This window comes from Chitinophaga sp. Ak27, assembly GCF_012726295.1.
Lineage (GTDB): Bacteria > Bacteroidota > Bacteroidia > Chitinophagales > Chitinophagaceae > Chitinophaga.
Window position 1 is genome coordinate 406,305 of record NZ_JABAOB010000005.1, and the last position, 25,386, is coordinate 431,690.

20 protein-coding genes are annotated in these 25,386 nt (G+C 46.1%); 7 read left to right on the forward strand and 13 right to left on the reverse strand.

What is annotated here, in order from left to right:
• Positions 1–201: 201 nt before the first annotated feature.
• On the forward strand, positions 202–3,156 hold the full coding sequence (locus HGH90_RS19025) for a PAS domain S-box protein (protein WP_169191713.1): 2,955 nt from the start codon (positions 202–204) through the stop codon (positions 3,154–3,156).
• Here HGH90_RS19025 and HGH90_RS19030 read toward each other — a convergent pair.
• The 9 genes from HGH90_RS19030 to HGH90_RS19075 all read right to left on the reverse strand — a co-directional run bounded on the left by HGH90_RS19030 (position 3,147) and on the right by HGH90_RS19075 (position 17,395).
• Positions 3,147–4,856, reverse strand: a complete 1,710-nt coding sequence (locus HGH90_RS19030; protein ID WP_168764839.1) for an ATP-binding protein — start codon at positions 4,854–4,856, stop codon at positions 3,147–3,149. The two genes, HGH90_RS19025 and HGH90_RS19030, sit on opposite strands and share 10 nt — an antisense overlap.
• Complete coding sequence (locus HGH90_RS19035) at positions 4,853–5,977, reverse strand: sensor protein KdpD (RefSeq protein WP_168764840.1); 1,125 nt, start codon at positions 5,975–5,977, stop codon at positions 4,853–4,855. The genes HGH90_RS19030 and HGH90_RS19035 overlap by 4 nt, the downstream gene beginning before the upstream one ends.
• 9 nt (positions 5,978–5,986) lie before the next feature.
• Positions 5,987–7,069, reverse strand: coding sequence for a porin (locus tag HGH90_RS19040; RefSeq protein ID WP_168764841.1), 1,083 nt, complete (start codon positions 7,067–7,069; stop codon positions 5,987–5,989).
• Positions 7,070–7,191: 122 nt separating this feature from the next.
• Positions 7,192–7,755, reverse strand: coding sequence for a potassium-transporting ATPase subunit KdpC (kdpC, locus tag HGH90_RS19045; protein WP_169191714.1), 564 nt, complete (start codon positions 7,753–7,755; stop codon positions 7,192–7,194).
• A gap of 25 nt (positions 7,756–7,780) precedes the next feature.
• Positions 7,781–9,826, reverse strand: a complete 2,046-nt coding sequence (kdpB, locus tag HGH90_RS19050) for a potassium-transporting ATPase subunit KdpB (protein ID WP_169191715.1) — start codon at positions 9,824–9,826, stop codon at positions 7,781–7,783.
• Between the two features lie 21 nt (positions 9,827–9,847).
• A complete protein-coding gene (gene kdpA / locus HGH90_RS19055) occupies positions 9,848–11,560 on the reverse strand; it encodes a potassium-transporting ATPase subunit KdpA (protein WP_168764844.1) in 1,713 nt (570 codons plus the stop codon).
• Positions 11,561–11,799: 239 nt separating this feature from the next.
• Entirely contained in the window at positions 11,800–12,144 is a 345-nt protein-coding gene (locus HGH90_RS19065) for a hypothetical protein (protein WP_145662448.1), read from the reverse strand.
• A 372-nt stretch (positions 12,145–12,516) separates the two neighbouring features.
• Positions 12,517–16,254: an SNF2-related protein gene (locus HGH90_RS19070; protein ID WP_168764845.1), complete on the reverse strand. Its 3,738-nt coding sequence runs from the start codon at positions 16,252–16,254 to the stop codon at positions 12,517–12,519.
• 235 nt (positions 16,255–16,489) lie between these two features.
• Positions 16,490–17,395, reverse strand: a complete 906-nt coding sequence (locus HGH90_RS19075) for an MBL fold metallo-hydrolase (protein WP_248277036.1) — start codon at positions 17,393–17,395, stop codon at positions 16,490–16,492.
• 83 nt (positions 17,396–17,478) lie between these two features.
• On the opposite strand from HGH90_RS19075, the gene HGH90_RS19080 reads away from it, so the two are divergent.
• Positions 17,479–18,372, forward strand: a complete 894-nt coding sequence (locus tag HGH90_RS19080; protein ID WP_168764847.1) for a helix-turn-helix domain-containing protein — start codon at positions 17,479–17,481, stop codon at positions 18,370–18,372.
• Between the two features lie 69 nt (positions 18,373–18,441).
• Here the strand turns inward: HGH90_RS19080 and HGH90_RS19085 are convergent, their stop codons facing one another.
• The 3 genes from HGH90_RS19085 to gcvT all read right to left on the reverse strand — a co-directional run bounded on the left by HGH90_RS19085 (position 18,442) and on the right by gcvT (position 20,832).
• Positions 18,442–19,164: a 2-phosphosulfolactate phosphatase gene (locus HGH90_RS19085; protein ID WP_168764848.1), complete on the reverse strand. Its 723-nt coding sequence runs from the start codon at positions 19,162–19,164 to the stop codon at positions 18,442–18,444.
• Between the two features lie 16 nt (positions 19,165–19,180).
• Complete coding sequence (locus HGH90_RS19090; protein WP_145662430.1) at positions 19,181–19,654, reverse strand: SRPBCC family protein; 474 nt, start codon at positions 19,652–19,654, stop codon at positions 19,181–19,183.
• Between the two features lie 89 nt (positions 19,655–19,743).
• On the reverse strand, positions 19,744–20,832 hold the full coding sequence (gene gcvT / locus HGH90_RS19095; protein ID WP_169191716.1) for a glycine cleavage system aminomethyltransferase GcvT: 1,089 nt from the start codon (positions 20,830–20,832) through the stop codon (positions 19,744–19,746).
• 202 nt (positions 20,833–21,034) lie between these two features.
• Between gcvT and HGH90_RS32140 the strand changes: the two genes are divergently transcribed.
• The 4 genes from HGH90_RS32140 to HGH90_RS19115 all read left to right on the forward strand — a co-directional run bounded on the left by HGH90_RS32140 (position 21,035) and on the right by HGH90_RS19115 (position 23,944).
• Positions 21,035–22,321, forward strand: coding sequence for a M28 family peptidase (locus HGH90_RS32140; RefSeq protein WP_168764850.1), 1,287 nt, complete (start codon positions 21,035–21,037; stop codon positions 22,319–22,321).
• Between the two features lie 107 nt (positions 22,322–22,428).
• Positions 22,429–22,824 (forward strand): nuclear transport factor 2 family protein, encoded by a 396-nt coding sequence (locus HGH90_RS19105; protein WP_168764851.1) that lies wholly within the window; start codon positions 22,429–22,431, stop codon positions 22,822–22,824.
• A gap of 12 nt (positions 22,825–22,836) precedes the next feature.
• Positions 22,837–23,247: a hypothetical protein gene (locus HGH90_RS19110; RefSeq protein ID WP_168764852.1), complete on the forward strand. Its 411-nt coding sequence runs from the start codon at positions 22,837–22,839 to the stop codon at positions 23,245–23,247.
• Between the two features lie 10 nt (positions 23,248–23,257).
• Positions 23,258–23,944, forward strand: a complete 687-nt coding sequence (locus tag HGH90_RS19115) for an NUDIX hydrolase (protein ID WP_145662415.1) — start codon at positions 23,258–23,260, stop codon at positions 23,942–23,944.
• Positions 23,945–23,951: 7 nt separating this feature from the next.
• Here HGH90_RS19115 and HGH90_RS19120 read toward each other — a convergent pair whose 3' ends face one another.
• Positions 23,952–24,140 (reverse strand): hypothetical protein, encoded by a 189-nt coding sequence (locus HGH90_RS19120; protein ID WP_168764853.1) that lies wholly within the window; start codon positions 24,138–24,140, stop codon positions 23,952–23,954.
• A gap of 320 nt (positions 24,141–24,460) precedes the next feature.
• On the opposite strand from HGH90_RS19120, the gene HGH90_RS19125 reads away from it, so the two are divergent.
• Entirely contained in the window at positions 24,461–25,366 is a 906-nt protein-coding gene (locus HGH90_RS19125; protein ID WP_169191717.1) for an NUDIX domain-containing protein, read from the forward strand.
• Positions 25,367–25,386 lie beyond the last annotated feature (20 nt).

The window sequence follows — 25,386 nt, forward strand, 5'->3', positions numbered from 1 at the left end:
ACATACTCCATATTATACATTCCCAGCCCGAAAGTTACAGAAAAAGTGATATTGAACCCATATTCTTTTCCTGATCCCCCTTTCATACTGAACAAGATGAATAGCAATATTGGTCCAAAAATTCCTAATTTGAATAATATAATCCATCACCCGGACCATAACCCCTGCCAATGCTTTTAAAGAGTCGTTGAAACATAAAGCATGAAAAAAATAGTCAATCCTGTTCTGGTACTCATCCTTGCAGTACTCATGGTGCTCATTGGTTTTGTTTATTATGCCTGGGATATGCAAAGAAGATGCAAAAGCACCGCTCAATGGATGGTGCAAACCAACCAGCAAATCGATATGGTCAGAAGCATCACCAACCTGGAAGGCAGCTATACCAATAGTATCCGCGACATGCTGCTGACCGATAAAGTATCCCTTCCACCCACAGCCTACACCATCCCCGACAGCATAAGGCATATCCTTTCCGGCCTCCGGACCATCACCCAAAACGATACCTCCTCCTCCCGGATACTGGCCGACCTCCACAGCCTGCTCGAAGAAAAGTTTAATTATAACCGAGACATCCTCAACACAGCCGCTCAACAACCCTCCCTGGCCAAACAACTGATCACCGCACCTAAAAACACCGACTTTAAAAAAAGTATCCTGGAACATCTCAACACCTATATCCACATCAACCGCAATAAACTGGTTACCCAGGTGGAAAATAACAATGAGTATACCCGGTTGCTGTTCAGGAATACCATCTTCATCTGCCTGTTCATGCTCATCCTGCTGCTGGGAGAATCCCGCTATATCTACCGCCTCTTCCTCCAATTAAAAATACATACCAACCGCCTCCTTAAAAGAGAACAATCCTTTATGCGCCTGGCGGAAGAAACAGAACTCATCATATTCAGGGCAACTATCGACGGGTACTTTACTTCCGTAAGCAAACACGCTGCGCAAATCACAGGCTATAATAATACAGAGCTGATCGGTAAACATTACTCCTTCTTTCTCGATGATGAAACCCACCAGCAACTCGAAGCGCTCTACACTAACCAAATGCAAGCCGGCGATGATTATACCTTCCAGGAATTCGAAATCACCACGAAATCAGGCGACCGTAAATGGGTAGAACAACTCGCAACTCTTATCTACGGCTCTAATGGCCGCGTACAGGAGTTTCAATGTATTGTCAGGGATATCGACAAGCGCAAAAGAGATGCCGGCCAAACAGAATATCTCCAGAAACGGCTCGATGCCATTATCGACTACATGCCCTCCATGATGTTTATAAAAGATGCTCCAGGCAAGTACCTACTGGTTAATAACCGCTTTACCGATATCATGGGCATCAATAAAAAAGATATCATCGGCAAAACAGATGAAGAACTCCCATACGATTGGGTACCCCGCTATGCTAAGCTGGACGAACAGGTGATGGCTACCGGCAACCGGGTAAAGCTGGAAGATGAGATTACTGTAGGAGGTAAGGACTACCATTTCCTGATCACCAAATTTCCATTGAGAAACACCGAAGAAGAAATCATCGGCATATGCGGTATAGGGCAGGATTTCACCGAAAAGGCCAACTATATCAAAGCGATGGAACAAGCCAGCAAGGCCGCGCAGGAAGCTATCAACGCACAGGAAATGTTCCTGGCTAATATGAGTCACGAAATTCGTACGCCCATGAACGGTATCCTGGGGATGACCAACCTCCTGATACAACAAAACCAACTGTCCCCGGCCCAACTCGAATATACCAATGCCATCAAGGCTTCCGCCAATCACCTGTTGGTCATCATCAATGAAATACTGGATTTCTCTAAAATAAAAGCCGGCAAGCTTCACCTGCAACGCGAACCCTTCGATGTATACGAAGTAATAGACAAAGCCTTGTTTCCGCTCAGACTACAGGCCCAACAAAAAGGCTTGTCGTTCGTTGATGAAATAGACGCCGCTGTCCCAGCCACCCTGCTGGGAGATGCCATCCGCCTGAATCAGATATTGACCAACCTCGTGGAAAACGCTATTAAATTTACGCCAGAGGGGAAAATAACGGTCAAAGCCTCACTGGTAAAGGGAAATAAAGATCCGGACGCAGCAAGGATCGGCTTCGAAATAACCGATACCGGCATTGGCATTGCGCCCGAGCAACATGACCTCATCTTTAAAAGCTTCTCCCAAACACATACCGATAATACCCGGAAATATGGCGGTACCGGCCTGGGCCTTGCTATCAGCAAAGAATTGATAGCGCTGCAAGATGGCGCTATCCAGGTAACCAGCAGCCTCAATGAAGGCGCTACTTTCTATTTTGAGTTGCCCTTTACCCGGTACAATGGCGATCTCACCGAAAAAGTAGAAAAAAACCAGCTGGCGCACGTTTCAAAACCATTACAGGGCAAAAACATATTAGTAGTAGAAGATAACGAAATCAACCAACAAGTAGTATTTTATACCCTTCATGATGCCGGCGCCAGAACAGATGTGGTCAACAATGGCCAGTCAGCTCTTGAAATGCTTCAGCATAAAGTATATGATTGTATCATCATGGACATCCAAATGCCGGGAATAGACGGGTATCAAACTACCAGGGCGATCCGTGACAGGGGCATCCAGACCTGTGTCATCGCAATGACCGCCTCTGCATTGAAAGGGGAGCGGGAACGATGTTTGAATGCCGGCATGAATGACTACATCTCCAAACCCTTCGAACGCACCGACCTCTTTCTCAAAATATTGAAGGGGCTGGAAGAACAACTACCGGAATCTATTTCGCTCACACAAACTATCCATCATATGCCCGATAACGATACCTCCCTCAATTTCACCGCTGTTTATAACATGATGTCCGGCGAGACTGAGCACATCAAAGTGTTGCTGGAAGAACTATTGTCCAGCATCCCAAAGAAATTTTCAGAAATGAATCAACTGGTGATAGATAGAAACTGGCAATCTCTGTATATGCTGGCGCACCAAATGAAGTTCAACCTCAACCTGGCTGGCCTTTCCTACGCATCGGATATTGCCTGGGGTATAGAAAGAGATGCCCGGTTGGAAGAAAATGTAGACACTATAGCCTCCCGGCTGGATGAATTAATGAAGATATACTATTCAAAAGTACCCCTGATCAGGGAGCATATCAATCAATGCTGATCAGGCGCCTCCGGCAAGGTAAAATAAAAACGGCTGCCCTTTCCCTCACTGCTCTCTACCCCGATAACACCGCCCTGCGCTTCTATAAATTCTTTGGAAATCGCTAACCCAAGACCGCTACCCTGATGCCCTTTCATGCCGGGCACCTGGAAAAAACGTTCAAAAATCTTGTCCCGGAAGGCAGCGGGAATGCCCTTTCCATAGTCCTGTACCACGAATGATACCATCTCTATGCCCGTAGGACTCACTGCCAGGTCGATAACGGCGCCATGTTCAGAATACCGGATAGCATTGGTCAACAGGTTAACCAACACCCAGGCGGTCTTTTCCACATCTGCCAACACCCTGGGCAGGCTATCCGGCACGGCGGTATGTATCGCAATTTCCCGCTGGGCAGCCTGCTGCCGTACAGTGTCCATGGCATATTGTACAATGCTCAGCGCTGTTACCGGCTGTGGTTGCAGTTGTATATTCCCGCTTTCCACCTGCGATAAATCTAGTAGCTCACTTACAATCTTGATCATACGCTGGTTGTCCTGTTTCAGGCTATCTACCAACTCCCGTTGCTCCGTACTCAGCGCGCCGGTTCTCTCATCTTCCAGTAGCTTAATACTAAAGTCAGATGCTGCCAGAGGGGTTTTCAGCTCATGTGAAATGGTAGCGATAAAATGCGTTTTTGCAATATCCTGCTCTTTAAACGTAGTAATGTTGCGGAGTATCACTACATAGCCTATACGTTTTTCTTCATGTTGTATGTCGATCGTCTCCCGGGTAAAGAAACATTCCTTTCCATCTACTACTATTTTAAGCGGGGCATTTTCGGATGTATTGATCAAATACCGTAACAAGTCATTTCTTTTAGATGCAGCCTCGGCAGCCTGCCCTATTACATCTTTCTCCGGCATACTGAGCAACTGTAGCGCCTGTGCGTTGGCAAACAGGATGATGTTGTTGTTATCAAACCCGATGGTAGCATCTTTCAGGCTGCTGATCACCGCTTCTGCACGCTGCTTTTCAAACATGATGCGGGCCAGGTTGCTGTGTTCATATTCATCCAACCGCTGCGCCATCACGTTAAAAGCCGTGGCCAGCTCTCCAAATTCATCTCCCGATTTGAAATAAAGCCGCTTGCCATATTGCTTATTGGCAATTCCCTTGATACCTTCCGTTAGTTCATGGATAGGGTTGGCAATATATCCTGGGAAATTATATACAAACGTAAAGCCCAATAAAAAACAAACACCGCTGATGATAGCGATGTATAACAGGGCATTGTCGGCCGTTTTCTTCACCAGTTCGTTCTTCCCCACAATCGCGGCCATGTTGAGATCCATGATAGTGTAGATACTCTTTTTAATATCACTGATATCTGCGGTAGAATCCTTTCTCAACAATTCAAAAATCCGGCCCACCTCTGCCGTAGCAGCCATTTCCCCCCGTTCTGTAACGTTGGCCTGCTGTTTCCGGAGGTTGGCAGAAAACATTTCCATAGCAGCTGCCCGGTGCTGCGGCAAATCTTCCAGCGCTACCAACATATTTTTGGCGTACTCCAGGGATTCGTAGTTATCCTTCAGGATAAATTTCGCTTTTTCGTTGAGGCGGTTCAGATAGTAATAACCCAGAATGCTTACCACCAGCAGCATAATGTAGAGGAATAACACCCCCAGCGTAATCTTCGTTTTTAATCTGAACTTACTCATGATAGTATTATAATATCAATGTCGTTGGTAGAAAGCGTTTTTAATAGCTGGTTAAACAGGTTGGTGCGTAGTATAATACGGAAAAGGCTGATATGCGGCTTTCCCATACAAATAGTAGTCACCCGCTTATCCAGGGCAGCTTTGATAATCGCTTCCGATACATTGGCATTATGCTCCTGTATCACTTCCGCACCCAGTTCTGTAGCCAGTTTCAGATTATTAATGAGATGGCGTTGCGCGGCCAGTGCAATCTTATCCACGCTTTCCCGCGGCGTTTGTACATATAGCACAAACCAGTCTGCATGATAATAGGCGGCCAGTCTCGCCGTTTTGCGGATCACCTTTCTCGCTACTTCATCATTGGTAGAAATACATGCCAGGAAGCTTTCATGCCTCATTTGCAAATTACGTGGAATCTCCGATTCTACTTTTCTTTCTACCTGGGTAGTTACCTCCTTCAACGCCAACTCTCTCAGCTGTAATATTTTATCAGCCTGGAAGAAGTTGCTCAACGCGCTCTCTACTTTGGAGTGGTCGTAGATCTTCCCTTCTTTCAAACGGGTAATCAACTCGTCTGCCGTAAGATCTATGTTCACCACTTCATTGGCCATCTGCAACACCAGGTCCGGAATCCGCTCCTGTACTTCAATACCGGTAATGGACTTCACTTCCTGGTTGATACTTTCTATATGCTGTATGTTAACAGCCGATAACACATTAATCCCTGCATTCAGCAAGTCTACCACATCCTGCCAGCGTTTTTCATTTTTTGAGCCGGGGATATTGGTATGCGCCAGTTCATCTACTACTACCCACTCGGGCGACAGGAGCAGGATGGTAGAGAGATCCATCTCCTCCAGCATTTTACCTTTATAAAACACCGTTCTGCGGGGTATCTGGGGCAAGCCCTCCAGCAGGGCGTGCGTTTCCGCACGCCCATGTGTTTCAATATATCCAATCTGGATATTTACACCATTTCTTAACATGGCATGCGCTTCCTGCAGCATGCGGTATGTTTTTCCCACACCGGCACTCATGCCGATGTATATCTTAAACTTGCCTCTGCCGGCACGATTGGCCAGGTCAAGAAAATGCTGTACCGAGTGTTCTTTATCTGTCATAAGATATACTTAGAACCATACTGCCAGCGACGCCGTAATCGCTGTATTGGTATTTTTCATCTGGGTTCCTTTCATAAAGGTCTTGTCTTTACCATCAAATGTTCTTCCTTCCAATCTAAACATAACGTGATCCACTGGGGTAAAATCAAGATTAAGGGAGTAACCCGTTGTCTGAAATCCATTGGCAGTGCCGGTATTGATCACCACGCCATGCTGGTCGTTGTAGTATTCTACGCGGCCCGCCATCGCGAACTTGCTGGTAAAAGCATATTTCGCAATCACAACAGGGCTATACCAGCTGTTGAGATCAGAAGATCTTCTGGCTTTCTGCTGCAATCCAAAATCAAATCCGGCGATAACACTTAACTTTTCTGTTACATTAAAGGTACCATAAACATTATTAAAGTAACGCATTTGCCTTATACTATCCGGGAGATCATTTCCCACATAAGTGCTCCAGTTGAGGAGTACTTTGTCACTGGGTTTAAAGGTAATTTGCGTACCAAAAGCAGGGGTTTGATTACCATCTACTCTTTTAATTCTTTGCCATCCATTCAGGTACATTGCGGCAAACGTCCATTTGTCGTTCGGATTCCAGGTTACCTTTACACCGGTTTCATAATAAGGTGAATTTTCGCCCAGTATGCTCCTGGTAAGGGTCGGACAATCTTTTCCGATAGCGCTTTCAAACCCAATATGCGACGGCATTACACCCGCATCAATCCATACGTTTTTGCCCACACGAACACCTACATTGGCTTCATATACATACTGCATCAGGGTAGGCTCGCTGGCCAGGTTATATTGCGGATAAGTACCGGCCATGAATCCCACGTTTGCTCTTATCCGGTCACTGGTATAATTGGCTTTAACCATCGCCAGGTTCAGGTTCAGCTCATTATGCCGGTTAAAGTTGTATAAAAAACCTGGCCTGAGATGATTAGCCGGGTTGTTAAAATCATAGCTGTAATAAGCTTCCGCATATCCTGAAAAGGTTACCTTTCCTTTCTCTTTTTCGGCCGTAGGCGTTTCCTGGGCATACATAGTAATAGCCGCTGCCAGCAAACCGCCCAGCAATAAAATTTTCTTCATGTAAATTGACTTTTAAATATAGGCTGATGGTAATAAATTCTGGCAATCCGCAGCTACGGACTGCCAGTCAATGGTTTTCACAGGATATCACAGGTTAAAGGAATAATAGGATTACACCCGGCTTACTTCAAATCGTCGAGTGCTATGTTCAATTTTAACACGTTTACAGTGGCAACTCCCAATACACCTAAAACAGGCGCCTTGGTATTAGCATCCACCAGTTGTTTCAGGCGGTCGGCTGGAATCCCCCTCAGTTTGGCCACCCTTGGTATCTGCACATAGGCCGCTTCCGGCGATAAGTGGGGATCTAACCCACTCGCAGAAGCAGTCACCAGTTCAGCAGGAATATCTTCTTTCTTTACATTCGGATTATGCACCATAAAGGTGTCAATTCTATCTTTTACTGTTTTGAGGTAGTCTGGGTTACCGGCCGATTTATTGGAACCACCGGAGCCGGCAGCATTATAATCCACCGTAGAAGGGCGTGGTTGGAAATACTTATCGTCTGTAAATTTCTGTGCAATGTTCTCATAACCTACCACTCTTCCATTATGCGTTACCGTTATACCATCGCCTTTACCAGGGGCCAGTTTGGCTACTGCTGCCAGGAACAGGGGATATAGGCCACCCAGTACAATCACCAGCAACAGTGTCAGTTTTATAGAAGGCCACAAATATTTTTTCATCTCTTTAAATTTTTTCTATTTAGAATTACATGAAAAGGGCAATCACCATATCAATCAGCTTGATGCCAATGAAAGGCGCGATAATACCACCTACGCCATAAATCAGCAGGTTCCTGCGCAGCAAGGCACTGGCGCCGATTGGTTTATAGGCCACCCCTTTTAATGCCAGTGGTATCAGCAATGGGATAATAATGGCATTGAAAATTACCGCGCTCAGGATGGCTGTTTCAGGACTATGTAGTTTCATGATGTTAATACCCTGCAAAGCCGGAATAGATGCCACAAACAGCGCAGGAACAATGGCAAAATACTTGGCCACATCGTTGGCAATGGAGAAAGTAGTGAGCGTGCCACGCGTCATCAACAGCTGCTTTCCAATTTCCACGATCTCAATCAACTTGGTAGGATCATTGTCCAGGTCCACCATGTTGCCGGCTTCCTTGGCAGCTTGTGTACCGCTGTTCATCGCTACTCCCACATCGGCTTGTGCCAATGCCGGCGCATCATTGGTACCATCGCCCATCATGGCTACCAGGCGGCCTTCGTTCTGCTCCTTACGGATATAACTCATTTTATCTTCCGGCTTGGCTTCTGCGATGAAGTCATCCACACCGGCTTTGGTAGCAATGTATCTGGCTGTAAGTGGGTTGTCGCCGGTTACCATCACCGTTTTTACCCCCATTCTGCGCAGGCGGTCGAATCGCTCGCTGATGCCGGGTTTGATAATGTCCTGTAACTCTATCACTCCCTGTACTTTACTGTTGAGTGCCACCACCAGTGGGGTACCTCCATCTTTCGCAATGGCTTCCACCCGGGAGCGGGTCTCTTCCGGGAAAACAAATCCTTCCTTCTCGGTTAACCGGCGGATAGCATCGTAAGCGCCTTTACGAATGCGATTACCATCTGGCAGGTCAATACCACTGCTACGGGTTTCGGCGGTAAATTTCACCAGGCTGGCGCCAGTTACGGTCAATTTGTTTACTACTTCTTTTCCTGCCAACTCTACAATTGACTTCCCTTCGGGTGTTTCGTCCGATAAAGAACTCAATGCACAGAGGCGGATAAATTCTTCAGTAGAAACGCCATTGGTGGCATAGAAGTTAGTCGCCTTACGGTTACCAATGGTAATAGTTCCCGTTTTATCAAGCAACAGCACATCAATATCTCCGGCTGTTTCCACCGCTTTCCCGGATTTGGTAATTACATTGGCGCGCAAAGCACGGTCCATACCAGCAATACCGATGGCAGATAATAAGCCACCAATGGTAGTAGGAATCAGGCAAACAAACAGCGAAATAAAGGCCGCAATAGTAATTGGGGTTTGTGCATAGTCGGCAAAAGGTTTCAGTGTTACGCACACGATAATAAATATCAGGGTAAAGCTGGCCAGCAGGATCGTTAACGCTATTTCATTCGGCGTTTTCTGGCGGCTGGCGCCTTCTACCAGGGCTATCATTTTATCCAGGAAGGATTCACCGGGTTCAGTGGTTACCCTTACTTTAATATGATCAGACAATACTTTGGTACCGCCTACCACACTCGACTTATCGCCGCCGGCTTCCCTGATCACCGGGGCACTTTCACCGGTAATAGCCGATTCATCGATACTGGCAAGTCCTTGTACAATCTCTCCGTCGGCCGGGATGATATCACCAGGATCACAGGCAAAGATGTCACCCTTGCGCAGGGTAGAGGAGGATACTATCTTAATTTCATTGGTAAATATTTCACCGATCAGCTCTATCTTTTTGGCAGGTGTTTCTTCCCGCGTTTTACGCAGGCTCTCTGCTTGTGCTTTACCACGTGCTTCTGCAATAGCTTCTGCAAAGTTGGCAAACAATACGGTAAGGAAAAGTACCGCAAAGATGGCAATGTTATAAGTTACACTGCCCTGTTCGCGATTGCCGGTAAAAATGGTATACAAGGCAACGATAGCCATTACCGCCGTGCCTATCTCCACGGTGAACATCACCGGGTTTTTTATCATCAATTTCGGATGTAGCTTCACGAAAGACTGCTTCAGGCTTTCCATCACCTGCTCTCTCGGAAACAATTTATTATCATGCTTCATGGTAGTCAGTCATTAAAAAAATTACAGGGAAAAATACTCTGCGATAGGTCCCAATGCCAGGGCAGGGAAATAAGCCAAAGCAGTGAGAATAACAATCACGGCAAATGTCATGGCGCCAAAAGTGAGTGAATCTGTTCTCAGCGTACCGGCAGATTCAGGCACATACTTCTTGGATGCCATCAGGCCTGCAATAGCCACCGGGCCAATAATCGGCAGGAACCTGCCCAAAATCAACACAAAGCCGGTAGATACGTTCCAGAATATGTTTCCATCTCCTAAGCCTTCAAAACCAGAACCGTTGTTGGCGTTGGCAGACGTATATTCATACAGCATTTCAGAGAAACCGTGATAACCGGGGTTATTCAACCAGGCCGAAGGTTTTACCGCCCAGTTAATATCCGGGTGGTGCGACAGTACCCAGGAAGATAACGCAGTACCTGCCAGGATCAGGAAGGGAGATAACAACGTAATCACCGCTGCAATTTTCACTTCCCTCGCTTCCAGCTTATGCCCCATAAACTCAGGCGTACGGCCCACCATCAATCCTGATATAAATACCGCTATGATGATATAGATGTAGTAGTTAAGGATACCCACGCCGCAGCCGCCGTAGAAGCAGTTGAGCATCATACCCAGCAACTGCATCAGGCCAGTTAGTGGCATGGTGCTATCGTGCCAGCCGCACACAGAACCGGTAGATATAATGGTGGTTACCGTACTCCAATAGCCAGTGGCGGCAGGGCCAAACCGCACTTCCTTTCCCTCCATGGCCCCCGTGGCCTGGTGTATGCCCATCTTGGCTATTTCGGGATTACCGGCCATTTCCTGCTGCATAGATGGGATCAGCAAACAGATCATCCCTATCGTCATAATCCCGAAAATGACGTACGCAAATTTCTTTCGTTGTATAAACATGCCCAGGGCAAATACCATCGCAATAGGAATCACTACCTGTGCTACCATTTCGGTCATCCAGGTAATATAATTTACATTCTCCAGTGGATGTGCGGAGTTGGCGCCAAAGAAACCACCACCATTTGTCCCGAGGTGCTTGATGGCTACAAAGCCTGCAACAGGGCCGCGGGACACGTTTACGGTATCGCCCTGCATGGTCACTACCGTATCTTTGCCGGCAAAGCTGGCAGGCATGCCATTGAATATGAAGATGAGCGCTATCACAATACTGATAGGCAACAGGATGCGGGTGATCGTTTTAAGAAAAATGTCCCAGAAGTTGCCCAGTTGCGTGGTCGTTTTTTCCTTCATCGCCTTAAACACTACTACCAATGCAGCAATACCGGTGGCTGCGCTCACAAATTGCAGGAAGGCCAGTACAAATAATTGTGTAAAGTAGGTAACGCCGGTTTCACCAGAGTAGTGCTGCAGGTTACAGTTCACCACGAAACTGATAGCGGTGTTAAACGCCAGGTCGGCCGACTGCCCCGGATTTCCATCCGGGTTCAGCGGCAGTTTATCCTGGAACATCAGCGCAAAAAAGGCATATACAAACCATACTAAGTTGATGGTCAGCATGGCTTTTAAATGCTGTTTCCAGTTCATCTCTTCATGGGGATTGATGCCCGATATCTTAAAGAACAAGCGCTCCACCGGCGCCATAAAGTCGGACCAGGTACGATCGCCCCGGAATATCTTTACGATGTACCTCGCCAGTGGCCAGGCTAATAACAGCGTAATACCGTAGGTGGCTATAACGCCTAAAATTTCTGTTGTCATTTCAATAGTGAGTTAAAAAAGCGTTGCGTATAGGCGTAGGAGTAATCTGTTACTCAGAATTTTTCAGGTTTCAACAGTACATAGATCATGTAGCCGAAAACGAAAAGCGATAAAACAAATAATGCGTTCATAGTAGTTGTAATTAGATCTTTTCGAAATAGTCTACCGATTTAAAAAACACGGCAAAGCAGGCAATCCCTGCCAATACCAGGAGAATAGTCATCATCATAAAAGTTGTTTTATATAGCAATTGTTTGTAAATGCTGAATCCTGATGTTCTTCAGTGATAAAGGCAGTAGTTCCTTATGCTTGCCACAGAGCAGGGGAGATAAGGTATACATGAAAGCGCTTTCAATAGCATTGCGCAACGCACTGCTTCCATTATGATATAATACGCCCGCCACAGTGAAGCAACGTTTTACCTCGTGTAATTGTTCACTTCTGATCATCCGGCTGGTATAATCCGCAAAAGTATGGATCACCTTACTAATGGAGCCTCTTACCGGCTCCTGCTGTGCGGCAGGAAATGTTAACCCTGGAATCTGCAAACCTATCAGTTGAGAGATTTTTGAGTCTGGTAGCATATGGATCAATTGTTTTGATACAATTGGGGTAATGCCAGCGGAGTGCCAGCGTTGGGGAACACGCGCTTTCAGGAATATAAAAAATTGAATATCAATTATTTAATAAATAATAACGGTATTGGGGTGAAATGTGCCAGTTGGGTAAACCATGCAGAAACGGAAGGGTGTATGCAGAAAATGAAAAGGGTTGCTGGAATTCGCGTGCATTAAAAAGGAGATGTTTTCTTTAAAAACATCTCCTTATAGTTTCGTTTAAAAAATGGAGGCCTTTTTCACAGGTTTGTCTGCAAAATAATGCTGAATAATTTGGATATCTTGTTACGAAATTTTCCTAAAGCTAATTTAGCACTTAATACCTATAAAACTTCAACACTAACTAAACAAATACAACACATCTTCCTTCGTCAGCTTCTTCACAAAACCGCTATCATCCGAAATGATCTCTTTCACCAGCGATTTCTTTCTTTCCTGCAACTGCAATATTTTCTCTTCTACCGTATCCTTACAAATCATGCGGTAAGCAAAGATATTTTTCGTTTGCCCAATACGGTGAGTACGGTCAATAGCTTGCTGTTCTACAGCCGGGTTCCACCATGGATCCACGATATACACATAATCTGCTGCGGTGAGGTTCAAACCCACACCACCGGCTTTCAGTGAAATCAGGAATACGCGGCATTCTTCGTTATGCTGGAAGTTCTGAATGGCTTTTTCACGATCTACGGTGGAGGTGCTACCATCAAAATACTCGTAAGGTATTTTCAAGTGTTGCATCCGGTCGCGGATCAGCCCAAGCATACCCAGGAATTGGGAAAAGATCAGCACCTTATGGTTGCCGATATTCTCAGAAATTTCACGGGTGAGCTCATGCAGCTTTACTGAGTGATTCGGATATTGTTCGGTATCGTTCAGGATAGCTGGCGAATCGCAGATCTGCCGCAATTTCATCAACCCTTGCAGGATGGTGAGCTGCGAACGTTCCATGCCCTGGTCTTCAATCACCCCGAGAATCTTGGAGCGATAGGTATTACGGTAAGCATCATAGATATGCCTTTGCTCCGCATCCATTTCGCAGAAGATTACGGTTTCTATTTTTTCCGGCAGGTCTTTCGCCACCTGTTCTTTGGTACGACGCAGGATAAACGGATAGATCAGCTTACGCAGATGCTCTTTCCTTTCTTCATCCTGGAACTTATCGATAGGCGTTGCAAACTCATTGCGGAAGAAGTCCACGCTGCCCAGCATGCCGGGGTTGAGGAAGTTCATCTGTGCATAGATATCGAAGGTATTATTCTGCATTGGCGTACCACTCAACGCAAGCCTGTTACGTGTTTGCAGCAGTTGTGCTGCCTTGGTCACCTTCGATTGTGGGTTCTTGATCGCCTGTGATTCATCCAGGATCACATAGTCGAATTCTATCTTCATGAGCAGCTGGATATCGCTGCGCAAGGTTCCATAGGTGGTAATGATGGCATCGAAATTTACCAATTCCTCCGCCGATTTGAATCGCGCCGGGCCATGGTGAATATGATGCCGGATATCCGGTGTAAACTTCTTGATTTCATTTTCCCAGTTGTAAATCAGCGTAGTTGGACAAACTATCAACGCCATGGTTTTACCACCGTTCTTGTTCTTGTAATATTGCAGGAAGGTAAGCGCCTGGATGGTTTTACCAAGACCCATATCATCTGCCAATATACCGCCCCATTTAATGTCGTCGAGGTAGTTGAGCCACTGGAATCCGCTCTCCTGGTAAGGCCGCAATTTGGCCTTTAAATTTTCCGGCAGGGCGATGTTACGGATTTCATCAAACTGCAACAGCTTACGCCGCTTTTGTTCCAGTTCCAGCACTACCGCTTCATCATCTATAAACTCATACAACTCATCAATAACGCTGAAATTGTATTTGCTGAGTTTAAGTCCTTTATCCTTTTCTTCCCCTACTTTAAACAGCAGGGAATATTTACGCAGCCATTCTTCCGGCAACAGCCCCAGGGAGCCATCTGCCAGCTGAACATAATTCTGTTTGTTGGCCAGCGCATTTTTGATATCCTTAATACTTACTTTCTGATCACCATACAGCACTTCAATCTGGGCGTCGAACCAGTCGATGCCAGAGCTGATTTGCAGGTTGGTAACCGGTTTATGGGAGCTGAATTTGAAATTACGCAGGGAGTCAAATCCAAATACCCGGACGTTCATTTCTTTCAGCGCATCGAAAAACAGGAAAAACCAGTTATTCTTCAACGCTTCTTTTGCCCGCAGGTAGAAATAGTTATTGTTATCGTGCTGGGCGAAGTTGGTATGTAACGTGCGGAGTTTTGCTACAAACTCTTCTTCAGCCGGTTTATTCCGGTGGATAATCACCACCTTATTGCCTTCCTGCACGGTAATCTTGCCTTCGTCATTCCATTCTACCTCCTGGCCGCGATAAGCGAATCCGGGCTGTATAATAAATGTTTCTCCCAGCTCTTTCAGGAATACGCGGGGTTCTGGGGCAATATCTTTTACCTCTGCCAGCAATCCTTTATCGAACTGGATATCATACTGCCGGCTCAGTGGCAACAGGTAATCTTTCAGGTAGGTAGGCCATTCGTTGTTGGCGATACGCAGCTGACCATTTTGTTTGAAAAGCTCTACGTGCAGAGCATCCTGTGGGCTTTCAAACAAATAAATCACCTGTTTATGCAGGAACAAAAGCGGGCTATCCCATTGGTTATCAGCTACATTTATCAATTCTCCTTCGATACTCACATAGCAGTTTACGGTAACGTGCGTATCTCCGGTAGTGGTTTTGATCACCAGTTTCAGGCGATCGGCGCCAATTTGCAACTGTTGTAAGTTCTTTGTTTTAAAGGCCTGTCGGTTGGGCAATTCGAATACCAGTCCGTGCTCTGCCAGCTGTGGGAACAGTTTCGCCAGCTTTGGATGCAGATATTCCAGCATCAACTCTTTCGTTTCGGTAGGCAATTCTTCCGCATTTTCATGCGTAATATTTTCCCAGATACCGGCAAACGGGGAGTTTTTGCTGAGGAACTTACTCACTTCGCTGCCCTGTAATTTTCGTATAGGCGCTATGAGCTCCCTGTCTTTTTCCTTGTATTGGTAAAAGTCAACGTATTTAGTTAGATCCAGCTTGCTGGCGAGCGATACAAATGCAGTTTGCTCTTCGTTAATTTCGCCGCTTACCAGGTCTATTTTAAAGTAAGGGTACAGCGTTTCATTGGCATTGAAAACGGTGGCCAGTCGCTGCGAAATAGTAATGGTTTCTTCCGGCGGCGGGGGAGCCGTTACCGGCTGCCGGCCGGCAGTAGCGCCATCTACCCGCTTGATGGTAGGATCCAGTACTCTTAAGAACGGCTTGCCATCCATATAGGAAAAGGCAAATTTCCCTTCCAGGTCATCAGACAGGGAATAACCGTATAGCGATAATAATTTATTCTTTTCCTTATCCCAGTTGCGCAGCGTATCGAAATAAAACGGTCCGTGTTTCTGCAGTAGTTGCAGGAACAGGGCTGTTTTATGCACACAAAGGGCGTGTTCTGTTTCGTCGCAGGTGCAATGGGTATCAAAAAAGCGTTCTTCATTCCGCTGAATAATCAGTGGAAACTCTTGTCCATCCAGTGTCAGTAGGGCTTCCACCTTTTCATCCTTCGCATGTTTGATCTGGGCCGGATGCTTTTTGGCAATTTCCTCGGCCTGGGCGAGGATGGCGCCGGAGGTAAGCAGTTTGATACTTTTGATATCGATAGATTTCATTTTCACCAGCGTATGCTGCTGGTCAAACTGGGTATCGAAGCTTTCAAAATGGTTTTTGTCCAGCATTTCCTGGAGCTGAAAAAGCGCAGCAGCTTCGTGCCGGCAAATATCGCCCAGGTTATACGGACATTGGCAACGGATGGACATACCGCTGGTTTCCCCATACTTATTGATGGAAACACGGTAATAATTGGCGTGTGTGTCGCTCTTTACGCGGAAGGTAGCTGTTTTTAGCACCGGGTCTGCCTCAATGAGTTCAACGCCCCCGGTCGAGAAAATACGCTTCCCCCTGCGGATCACTTCATCAGTGCCGTTGTTGTAAACATATTTTAGCAAATGGGGTAGCGACATACTATTCGTTGTTGCCTGCTTTTATTATCAGCGAAGGGTTGCTAGATATATCAAAAAAACTTAACAGCTGATAAAAAGGCAATCCACAAAAGTAAGCAGAAAATTCCTAATAACCCGCAGTCCACACATTAAGAACTGATTAACCGCTTCCCGTTTACCATGGCCGGGAAGCAGCTATTTTCCAACATCTTTTTTTATAAATATAGATGCTTGTTTATCAAGCGGTTAAAATAGGTCAACGAATATGTCTTAGATATCGTTCCAATGAAAAATCTACTGCCGCAACTGCGCCTGTTTTGATATATCTTCCAAAAGCTCCATACATGGCATCGTATTCCAGCGGCTTTACTGCGGCATGCAGTGTATTGATTTCCCGGGCCGACAAGGGAATATTATTGGGATAACTGTACATCACCGATACCGTTTTCCGGTCGGACGACACCTGGATAATGTCGCCTACCAGCAACAACCCGTTACCCGCCGGCGCATACAACACATTGCCGCCGGCAAAATGTCCGCCACACAACACTAGTTTCATACCCGCCCATAATGCCAGTTCAGGGCCCGACCAGAACTTAATCACCTCATCACGGCGCTGTAGCCATTCAGCATCCAAGGCATGCACATATACCGGCACGTTTCCAAAGGCATGACTCCACTCCACGATCGTGGAAAAATAATGCGGATGGGAAATAGCTATCGCGCGGATACCGCCTAATCGCTGAATAATATCTATCGTAGAGGCGTCGAGGTTAGCAATACAATCCCATAAGATATTGCCTTCCGGCGTAACCAGCAGGTGCGCCCGCTGGCCAATAGCAAAATCAGGTGTGGTATAAATGGCGTACAGATTTGGCGCCACCAGTTCTATAATGTTTTTATGCGTTTTCTGCACTTGCTCAAGGGTTGTCCAGCTTTGCCCTCCCGGATGCACATATTGCCGTTCATCTTCACAAATCGGGCAGTGCGCCGGCGCCTCCTTACTGGCTTCATATTGTACCCCACAGGTACTGCATAGATAATGTGTCATATCATTCACTTTTGCTGGTAGAATATAGCTATTTTTAAATAAAGCAGGCATTCCCATCAAGGCCAGGGCACTCTGTTTTATCCAGATCCTTCTCGTGTTATCTGTTGACATAATGCTTATTTTTACCTGCAAAACTACCGCTAGCCCGTAGCTGGCTCAATAGACATACCCGACAATTACTTGTACTTTTAGACATGCAGCGAAAACATATTCCATCCCACCATATCACTGATGGCGTTACTGTCAATATCCCCACCCAGCTGAAAGAGGTGCTGGTGGCAGCTATCAATGATGAAGGAAAAATAATGGAACGGCAATATCCGCATCGCCACGACTATTACGAAATATCACTCCTGGCGGAGGGAGAAGGTATTCAGTATATCGATTTTACGCCTTTCCCCTTCAAAGGCCCCGTGGTATTTATGTTGTCGCCCGAACAGGTACATCTGTTGGTACGTGATAGAGGCAGTAAGGGCTTTACGCTCAAATTCAACGCCCCCTTCTTTAGCAGTGGCAATGATCCCGATAAACAGCTGTATGCCCATTTCCTGTTCGACAACCTGCAGGGCTATCCGGTTATTGCCCTGCAACCGGAAGAATATGTACGGCTGAATGCTTTGCTCACGCTCACCCTGCAGGAATACGACAACGCCGGCAATGGCACCGGTGATATCCTGTTTTCCTATATCCGGGTGATACTCATGGAAATACTCCGCATTCGCCGGCAACGGTTCCAGGAAGTACATCTGCAACCGGGCCTCCAACAATCGCAGCTGTTGGCATTTAAACACCTATTACACCAACATTTCCACGAGCAGCATGAAGTACAGGATTATGCCAACGCAATGCATATCAGTCCGCGACAGCTCAATGCCCTCACACAAAAACTTACCGGCAAAAATGCCGGCGCCATGATTAAAGAAAGAATACTGCTGGAAGCAAAACGCCTGCTGTTCCTTGACAACCTCAGTATAAAGGAAATTGCCTACCTGCTTGGCTTTGATGATCCGGCCTATTTCAACCGGTTCTTTAAGAAAAATATGGGTATCGCCCCCCAGCAATTCCGGGAGCAGGAGCAAGACCGATAAAAAAAAGCCATTGAAGCAAATTATTCATTCGCTTCAATAGCTTTTGGCTTGAGCCCTCAAGCGTTTTGCTTATCCTGCAATCAGTTCCCCATCCCTAAACAACGGCAGCACATTGGCGCCATCTGGCGTGAGGCAGTAATGTATATCTTTTTCCAGCCCGTACTTCGCTAGTCGCTGGTAGTGGGAGGCCTGTTTCATAAAGGTATAAATATCGTCTTTGGCGGAAATATAGAGGGCTTCGGCGGCAATGGCGGAATCGCAGTTAACGTCAAAATGTGCCTTAATACGGTTCACCACGGCCCCGGCAAAGAGGGTATCTTCCATATTGACACGGTCTTTCCAGGCGGCACACCCCAGGATAACATTTTGTTTTTGCGCCACCAGGTACTCGCATACCGCGCTGATATTGGGGAAAGATCCGGTAATGATCTGCACCGCATCTTTGGCCATATGCAATAGCTTGGTACCGTTGGTAGTAGTGAGTACCAGGGTTTTATTTTCTATAAACCCGCGCGGATACTCGAAAGGAGAGTTGCCGTGTACCAGCCCTTCAGCTATTTTACCATCTCTTTCACCAGCAGTAATGCCATCAATAGCGCGACCAATATTCACACATTCTTCCACGCTGGCTACCGGGATTACCCGGGCGGCGCCATTGTACAAGGCTGTACAGATGGTAGAAGTAGCTCGCAACACATCGATAATAACGACTATGCTGCTTTTCACATCAAATAAGTGTAACAATGCCGGGGATAAACATACTTCCAGGCTGGGTTTATTGCTTTCTGTCATTCAAATGCTTTTAACTTTAATCAAGGATCACCCGCCACTTCTCGCTTTCGGCAAACTCCTTAATAGTATTATTTCGCTCCTGCAGTAGCTTGGTCATATATTTTTGCAGATAAATCTTTTCAAATACTCTTCCAAACCAGCCATAAGGCGTACCAAAATCCATGATATCGATCATCACGGTACCGTTGCCGATTTCCTTAAAATGATGCTCATGGCTCATATGGGTAAAGTCGCCATCGGTCATTTCATCACTGAAAAACTCATGCTGTCGCATTGCAGTGATTTTGGTGGTCAACTCCCTCATCTTCCCAAGGTGCTTGGCCCGCCAGGTCACGGTTTCGTTATAAGCAATCAGACCGTTGGTGCGACCTTTAATCGCTTCCTCCTGCCGGTGCGACATGCTTTTCTTGTGCAGCGTAATACTCCTGCTCAGGTCAAAGACCCGCTCCAGCGGAGCATGGATAACGGTAGTTAAATGGATAGTAGGCATAGATATGGTAGTAAATATAAAAATTTCGGTGCTCCGAAAACTTTCAGGCACCGAAATTAACAACTTTTAGCCGGCTATTCCTACTATTCCTAGCTCAGGAAAGGTACTTTTACCACTTTTGCTTTCAGGGCCTTGTCCCTTACCGCAATAAATATTTCAGTATCCTGTGCTGCAAATGGCGTATTTACATAGCCCAAACCGATGGCTTTCTGCATAGAAGGAGACTGTGTACCAGAGGTTACGCGGCCAATTACATTACCGGCTGCATCCTTGATTTCGTAATCGTGGCGGGGAATACCCTTATCTACCATTTCAAAACCAACCAGTTTTTTGGTAACGCCTTCAGCCTTTTGCTTTGCAAATATTTCGCTGGAAGTGAATGGCTTGGTGAATTTGGTGATCCAGCCCAAACCTGCTTCCATAGGGGAAGTTGTGTCGTCAATATCATTACCATAAAGGCAGAAGCCCATTTCCAGGCGGAGGGTATCGCGAGCGCCTAAACCGATAGGTTTCAGTCCTTTAGGGCCACCTGTGGCAAAAATAGCGTCCCATACCTTATCTGCTGCACCATCGGTATCTTCAAAATAAATTTCGATACCACCGGCGCCAGTATAGCCTGTTGCACTGATCACCACATTAGGTACGCCGGCAAAAGTGCCTTTGGCGAAAGTGTAATATTTCATATTTACCAGGTCCACGTCGGTAAGTGGCTGGAGCATGCTGGTGGCATTAGGTCCCTGGATAGCCAGCAGGCAGGTTTTGTCGGAAATGTTGTGCATTTCCACGTTGTTGGTATTGAACTGGCTGATCCAGTTCCAGTCTTTTTCAATATTGCTGGCGTTTACCACCAACATATATACTTTGTTTTCTTCAATGCAATATACCAGGAGATCGTCTACGATGCCGCCCTCATTGTTGGGCAGGCAGCTATACTGCGCCTTACCGGCAGTGAGTTTGGAGGCATCGTTGCTGGTAACGCGCTGGATCAGGTCCAGTGCATGTTCGCCCTTTAAAATAAATTCGCCCATGTGGCTCACATCGAACACACCGGCGTTTGTACGTACCGCCTGGTGCTCGTCGTTAATACCAGTGTAGGAAATAGGCATGTTGTAACCCGCAAAGGCGGCCATCTTGGCGCCTAGCGCAATGTGTTTCTCAGTAAAAGGCGTGTTTTTCATACTTTGTTTTTAAAACGGGGCAAAAATAGCATTTTGAGAATTACCAACCTTACACCCCATTTGGCGAATGACGGTTTTCAGACGAAAGCAATGTATTATAAATACTTAAAATACAATGATATAGTCAAAAGATCTTCTGGCAGATTTGGCCATTCAACCACGGTAATTCGTAATTTTGCCCCAACACCCAAATCAGATTGCTGTGAAAAAGATCACCTGGCTGTTACCACTGGTAGTTGTTACCATCCATGTTTATGCCCAGAGAAAAGAGGACAGAAAAACCCTTGGTAACCTACAACTACATATTAATTACCTGAGCAGCAATAAGCTGGAAGGCCGCAGTACAGGCGCTCCCGGCGAGCAACTGGCCGCCGCGTATATTTCCGCTCAGATGAAACAAATTGGTCTAAGCCCCAAAGGGGAGGATGGCTTTTTACAGCAATTTACCGTCAAAGAAAGCAAGGAACCCGCTACCACCTGCCACCTGACCATCAACGGAGATAAACTGGCAGCCGGCCAACAATATCTCCCCCTGCCTTTCAGTGCAGAAAAATCGGCCAAAGGAGAAGTAATGCCCAGCGTAAATGAACCAGACAATATCTGGTTTATCAACGTGGCAGAAATGGATACCGATAGCAGGAAAACACCACTGGAACAGTACCTGCAACAAACGCAGGTCGCTGAAAAATCGGGCGCCACCGGCGTAATATTTTTTAACGGGAAAGAATCTATTGCCGAAGTACAGCAATGGCTCGATCAACATCCCGCCACTACCGGCATTCCGGCCGTATGGGTTGGCAGGGAAATCAGCAAAAAGCTGGGCGCCGACGATGCCAACAGCTTCCAGGTAAATATGCAGATTGCATTTAAAGCCATCAAACGTACCGGTACTAACGTAATCGGCTATGTGGACAACAAAGCCCCCCATACCATCATCGTAGGAGCCCACTACGATTTTCCCGGCTGGGAAAGTACCGCCAGATCAGATGATAATGTAAGCGGAACGGCCGCCTTACTGGAATTAGCCCGGTTGCTGGCAGGCTCCCGTCTTCATAATAATAACTATGTGATCATCGCCTTTTCCGGAAAGGAACAAGGCCTATATGGGTCTAAATACTTCGCCTCTCATAGTACCGTAAACCTGGCCCAGGTAAACTATATGATTAACATGGACGGTATCGGGCAGCTCAACCCCGGTAAGGCTTTACAGATAGGCGGGACGGGCACCTCGCCCGGATGGGCCGCCATCCTGCAGGAAGCCGCCACCAACAAAGAGTTGCCACTGGCCTACGATTCCACCCTGGCCGGCAACTCCGATCATGCATCTTTCTACAAAAAAAATATACCAGTACTTTACTTCTATACCGGAACGACGACCAGCGACGACAAGATAAATTATACCGGTACTCTCAACGTCCTTAAACTGGTGTATAACATCATCGATAAAACGAACAATAAAGACAAGCTGGCCTTTACCAGCGCCCAATAATCACCCTATAATTACGAACCACTCAAAATTTGAGAGTTACATATAGGTGCGAAATGTATATTTTCGCATAAATACGCTATTCGTAATATTTCAATTTATCCCTTTAAATGGAAGAGAAACTGGCGCTTATATACCGGTATTTCCAGCTGTTGGAAACTTTTTCAGCAGATCCCGTTGAATTTGCCAGGATTTTTCATCCGAACATCATTCAGACTGAATATCCAAACCAGCTCTCGAATGAGATCAAACAACGCAATTTTGAGATCATGCTGGAAAGCATGGCCACCAATAAAATAATTTTGAAAACCCAGCACTTCAGCGTGCTGAAAGTGGTAGAATCAGGGAATACCCTGGTAGTAGAAGCCAAATGGACCGGTGAAATAGGCGTAGATGCCGGACAGTTCCGCCGAGGCCAGGTGATGAAAGCATTTATTTGCACCATCATAGAATTCCGCGATGGAAAAATTTACCGTCAGCGTAACTATGATTGTTACGAACATTAAACTTATGCACTCATGAAAAAGATATTATCACTCCTCACGATGGCCCTAGTCCTGTTTGCCTGTAACAGCACCCGCAACAAGGAACAAAGTACCGACCGGTCAGCTTACGACGTTATCAACGAAAAATGTTACGTATACCGCGAATTTAAACCCGCTCCCGGCGCTCTGACCGACTCCGTACTGCAACTTCGTAAACAGCTGACCGACTACCTGGACCAACACCAATTCAAGGCTCATATGGCCGGGAAAGACAGCCTGCTCTTCCATCGTCAGAACGGTCAGGAAGTAATCATTGAGCTTCCCACACCACAAGATATCTGGGAACAAAGTACTATTATCGTTTTTGACCCGGTAAAAAATCCTTTGTTCGTAAATTTGCACAAAGGCACTGCCCAGATAGAACAATATATACAAGCAAAATAATCAGAAAGGTTTGCCCATTATACAAAACATCAGACTGACCGTAGATGCGGTTGTATTTGGATATATTCCCAAAGAAGGGATAGTGGTCCTGCTCATTAAGCGCACCATCCAGCCCTATCTGCATAGCTGGGCCCTGCCCGGCGGCTTCGTACTCGATAACGAATCGCTCGAAGAAGCTGTTACCCGCGAGCTGCTTACAGAAGCCGGCGTAAATATCAACTACCTCGAACAGTTGTACAGCTTTGGGCTTCCCGGCCGCGACCCAAGGGGTAGGGTAGTGTCCGTAGCCTACTTCGGCCTGGTAAATCCAACTAACTTTAAGCTGGCAGCCAGCTCCGATGCCGAAGATGCCAGTTGGTTCAATATTAAAGATTTACCATCCCTGGCATTCGATCACGCAACCATTATCGATGTGGCAGTACAACGCCTCCGCAATAAAATCCGCTACGAGCCCATCGGCTTCGAACTGCTGGATAAAAAGTTTCCCATCGCCGACCTGGAAAAGCTCTACGAAACCCTGCTGGACCGGCCTATAGACCGTCGCAACTTCCAGAAAAAAATAAACCACCTGGGGATATTGATTGCCCATAACGAAAAACAAAAACAAGTATCGCAGGGGAGGCCCGCAAATTTGTTCAGTTTCGATGAGGCGAGGTATTTTAAGCTGAAGAAAGAAGGGATGACGTTTGAGATATAGATTTGCTTTAGTTAAAAAAATCTGAGTGAAGAATAGAGCTGACTAAAACATGATTGGCATAGGCCTCAACCGTTATCGGCTCACAGGCGCATTCATCATTATACTTAACAGCCAGGCCAATAATCCAGTCGATGATCTCCTTTATAACACCTCCTTTCTGTACCTGGTTAGATACGCCTAATCGCCCAATTTTCATGGCAGGATAATACTCCAAATGCCTTTTAGGGTGACTCACAATTCCTCTACGAAATTTCTTGAATGCACTCTTTGGATACAAAATCCTGCTCCCGTATCCAAAGGCCATCATTACAAATGCTGAAGAAAGCAACAGTTCTTTTCCTACCTTTTAGTAGATAGGTTACGGCCAATATTACTGGTAATATTTTAACGACATACTCATAATATATTATCATTTTAATATGGCATTTTTATTTTGTGTACTTTTTACAAAAAATATTTTGCCGATTCAAATCTCCTTTCTATATTTGTGTAACAATTACACAAAATAGACTGGACATGCAAAATACAAAACCCACAGGAGTGATCATCGCCCGCTTTCAAACACCTTCCCTCCATGAAGGCCACCTGGAGCTGATCCGGCAGGTTAAACAAAAACATAACCGCGTCCTTATCATCCTTGGCGTTAGTCCGGTGAGAGGCAGCCGTAAAAATCCGCTCGACTACTACACCCGCGAGCGGATGATCAAACAGGCGTTTCCTGAAATCATTGTATTACCCCTGAGCGATCAGAAAAGCGACACCGTATGGTCGCAGAAACTGGATGAACTGCTTCACAACAATTTTCCCCATGAAACCTTTTTATTATACGGCAGCCGCGATAGCTTCATGAGCACATACTCCGGTCGCTATACCACCACGGCACTGCCACCCGTAAAAGATTATAATGCTACCGCCATGCGGGAAGCCATATCAGATAAAGTATTTGATACGGAAGAATTCCGTGCCGGCATTATCTATAATACCTATAACCTGTTTCCATCCGTATATGCTACTGTAGATATCGCATTATATAAAAATAACAAAACACAGTTGCTGCTGGGCCGCAAACCAAATGAAGCCGAATGGCGTCTCCCGGGCGGGTTTTCCGATCCAACCGACGACAGTTTCGAACTGGCCGCTGCCAGGGAATTGCAGGAAGAATGCGGCGCTTTGGAAATAGGCCCGATGGAATATGTAGCCTCCTTACGGGTTAACGACTGGCGCTATCGCACGGAAGTAAACAAAATTATTACGACTCTCTTCAGCACTGACCTGGTATTCGGAGATCCCGCCGCCAACGACGATCTCGAAGAAGTAAAATGGGTAACGGTAAAGGATATACCAGGCATGATCAGCCGGAATGAAATTGTAGATACACATCTTCCGCTGATGGCTAAACTCACTGAAAAATATACTTACTAACTAAGACTAAAATATTGAGA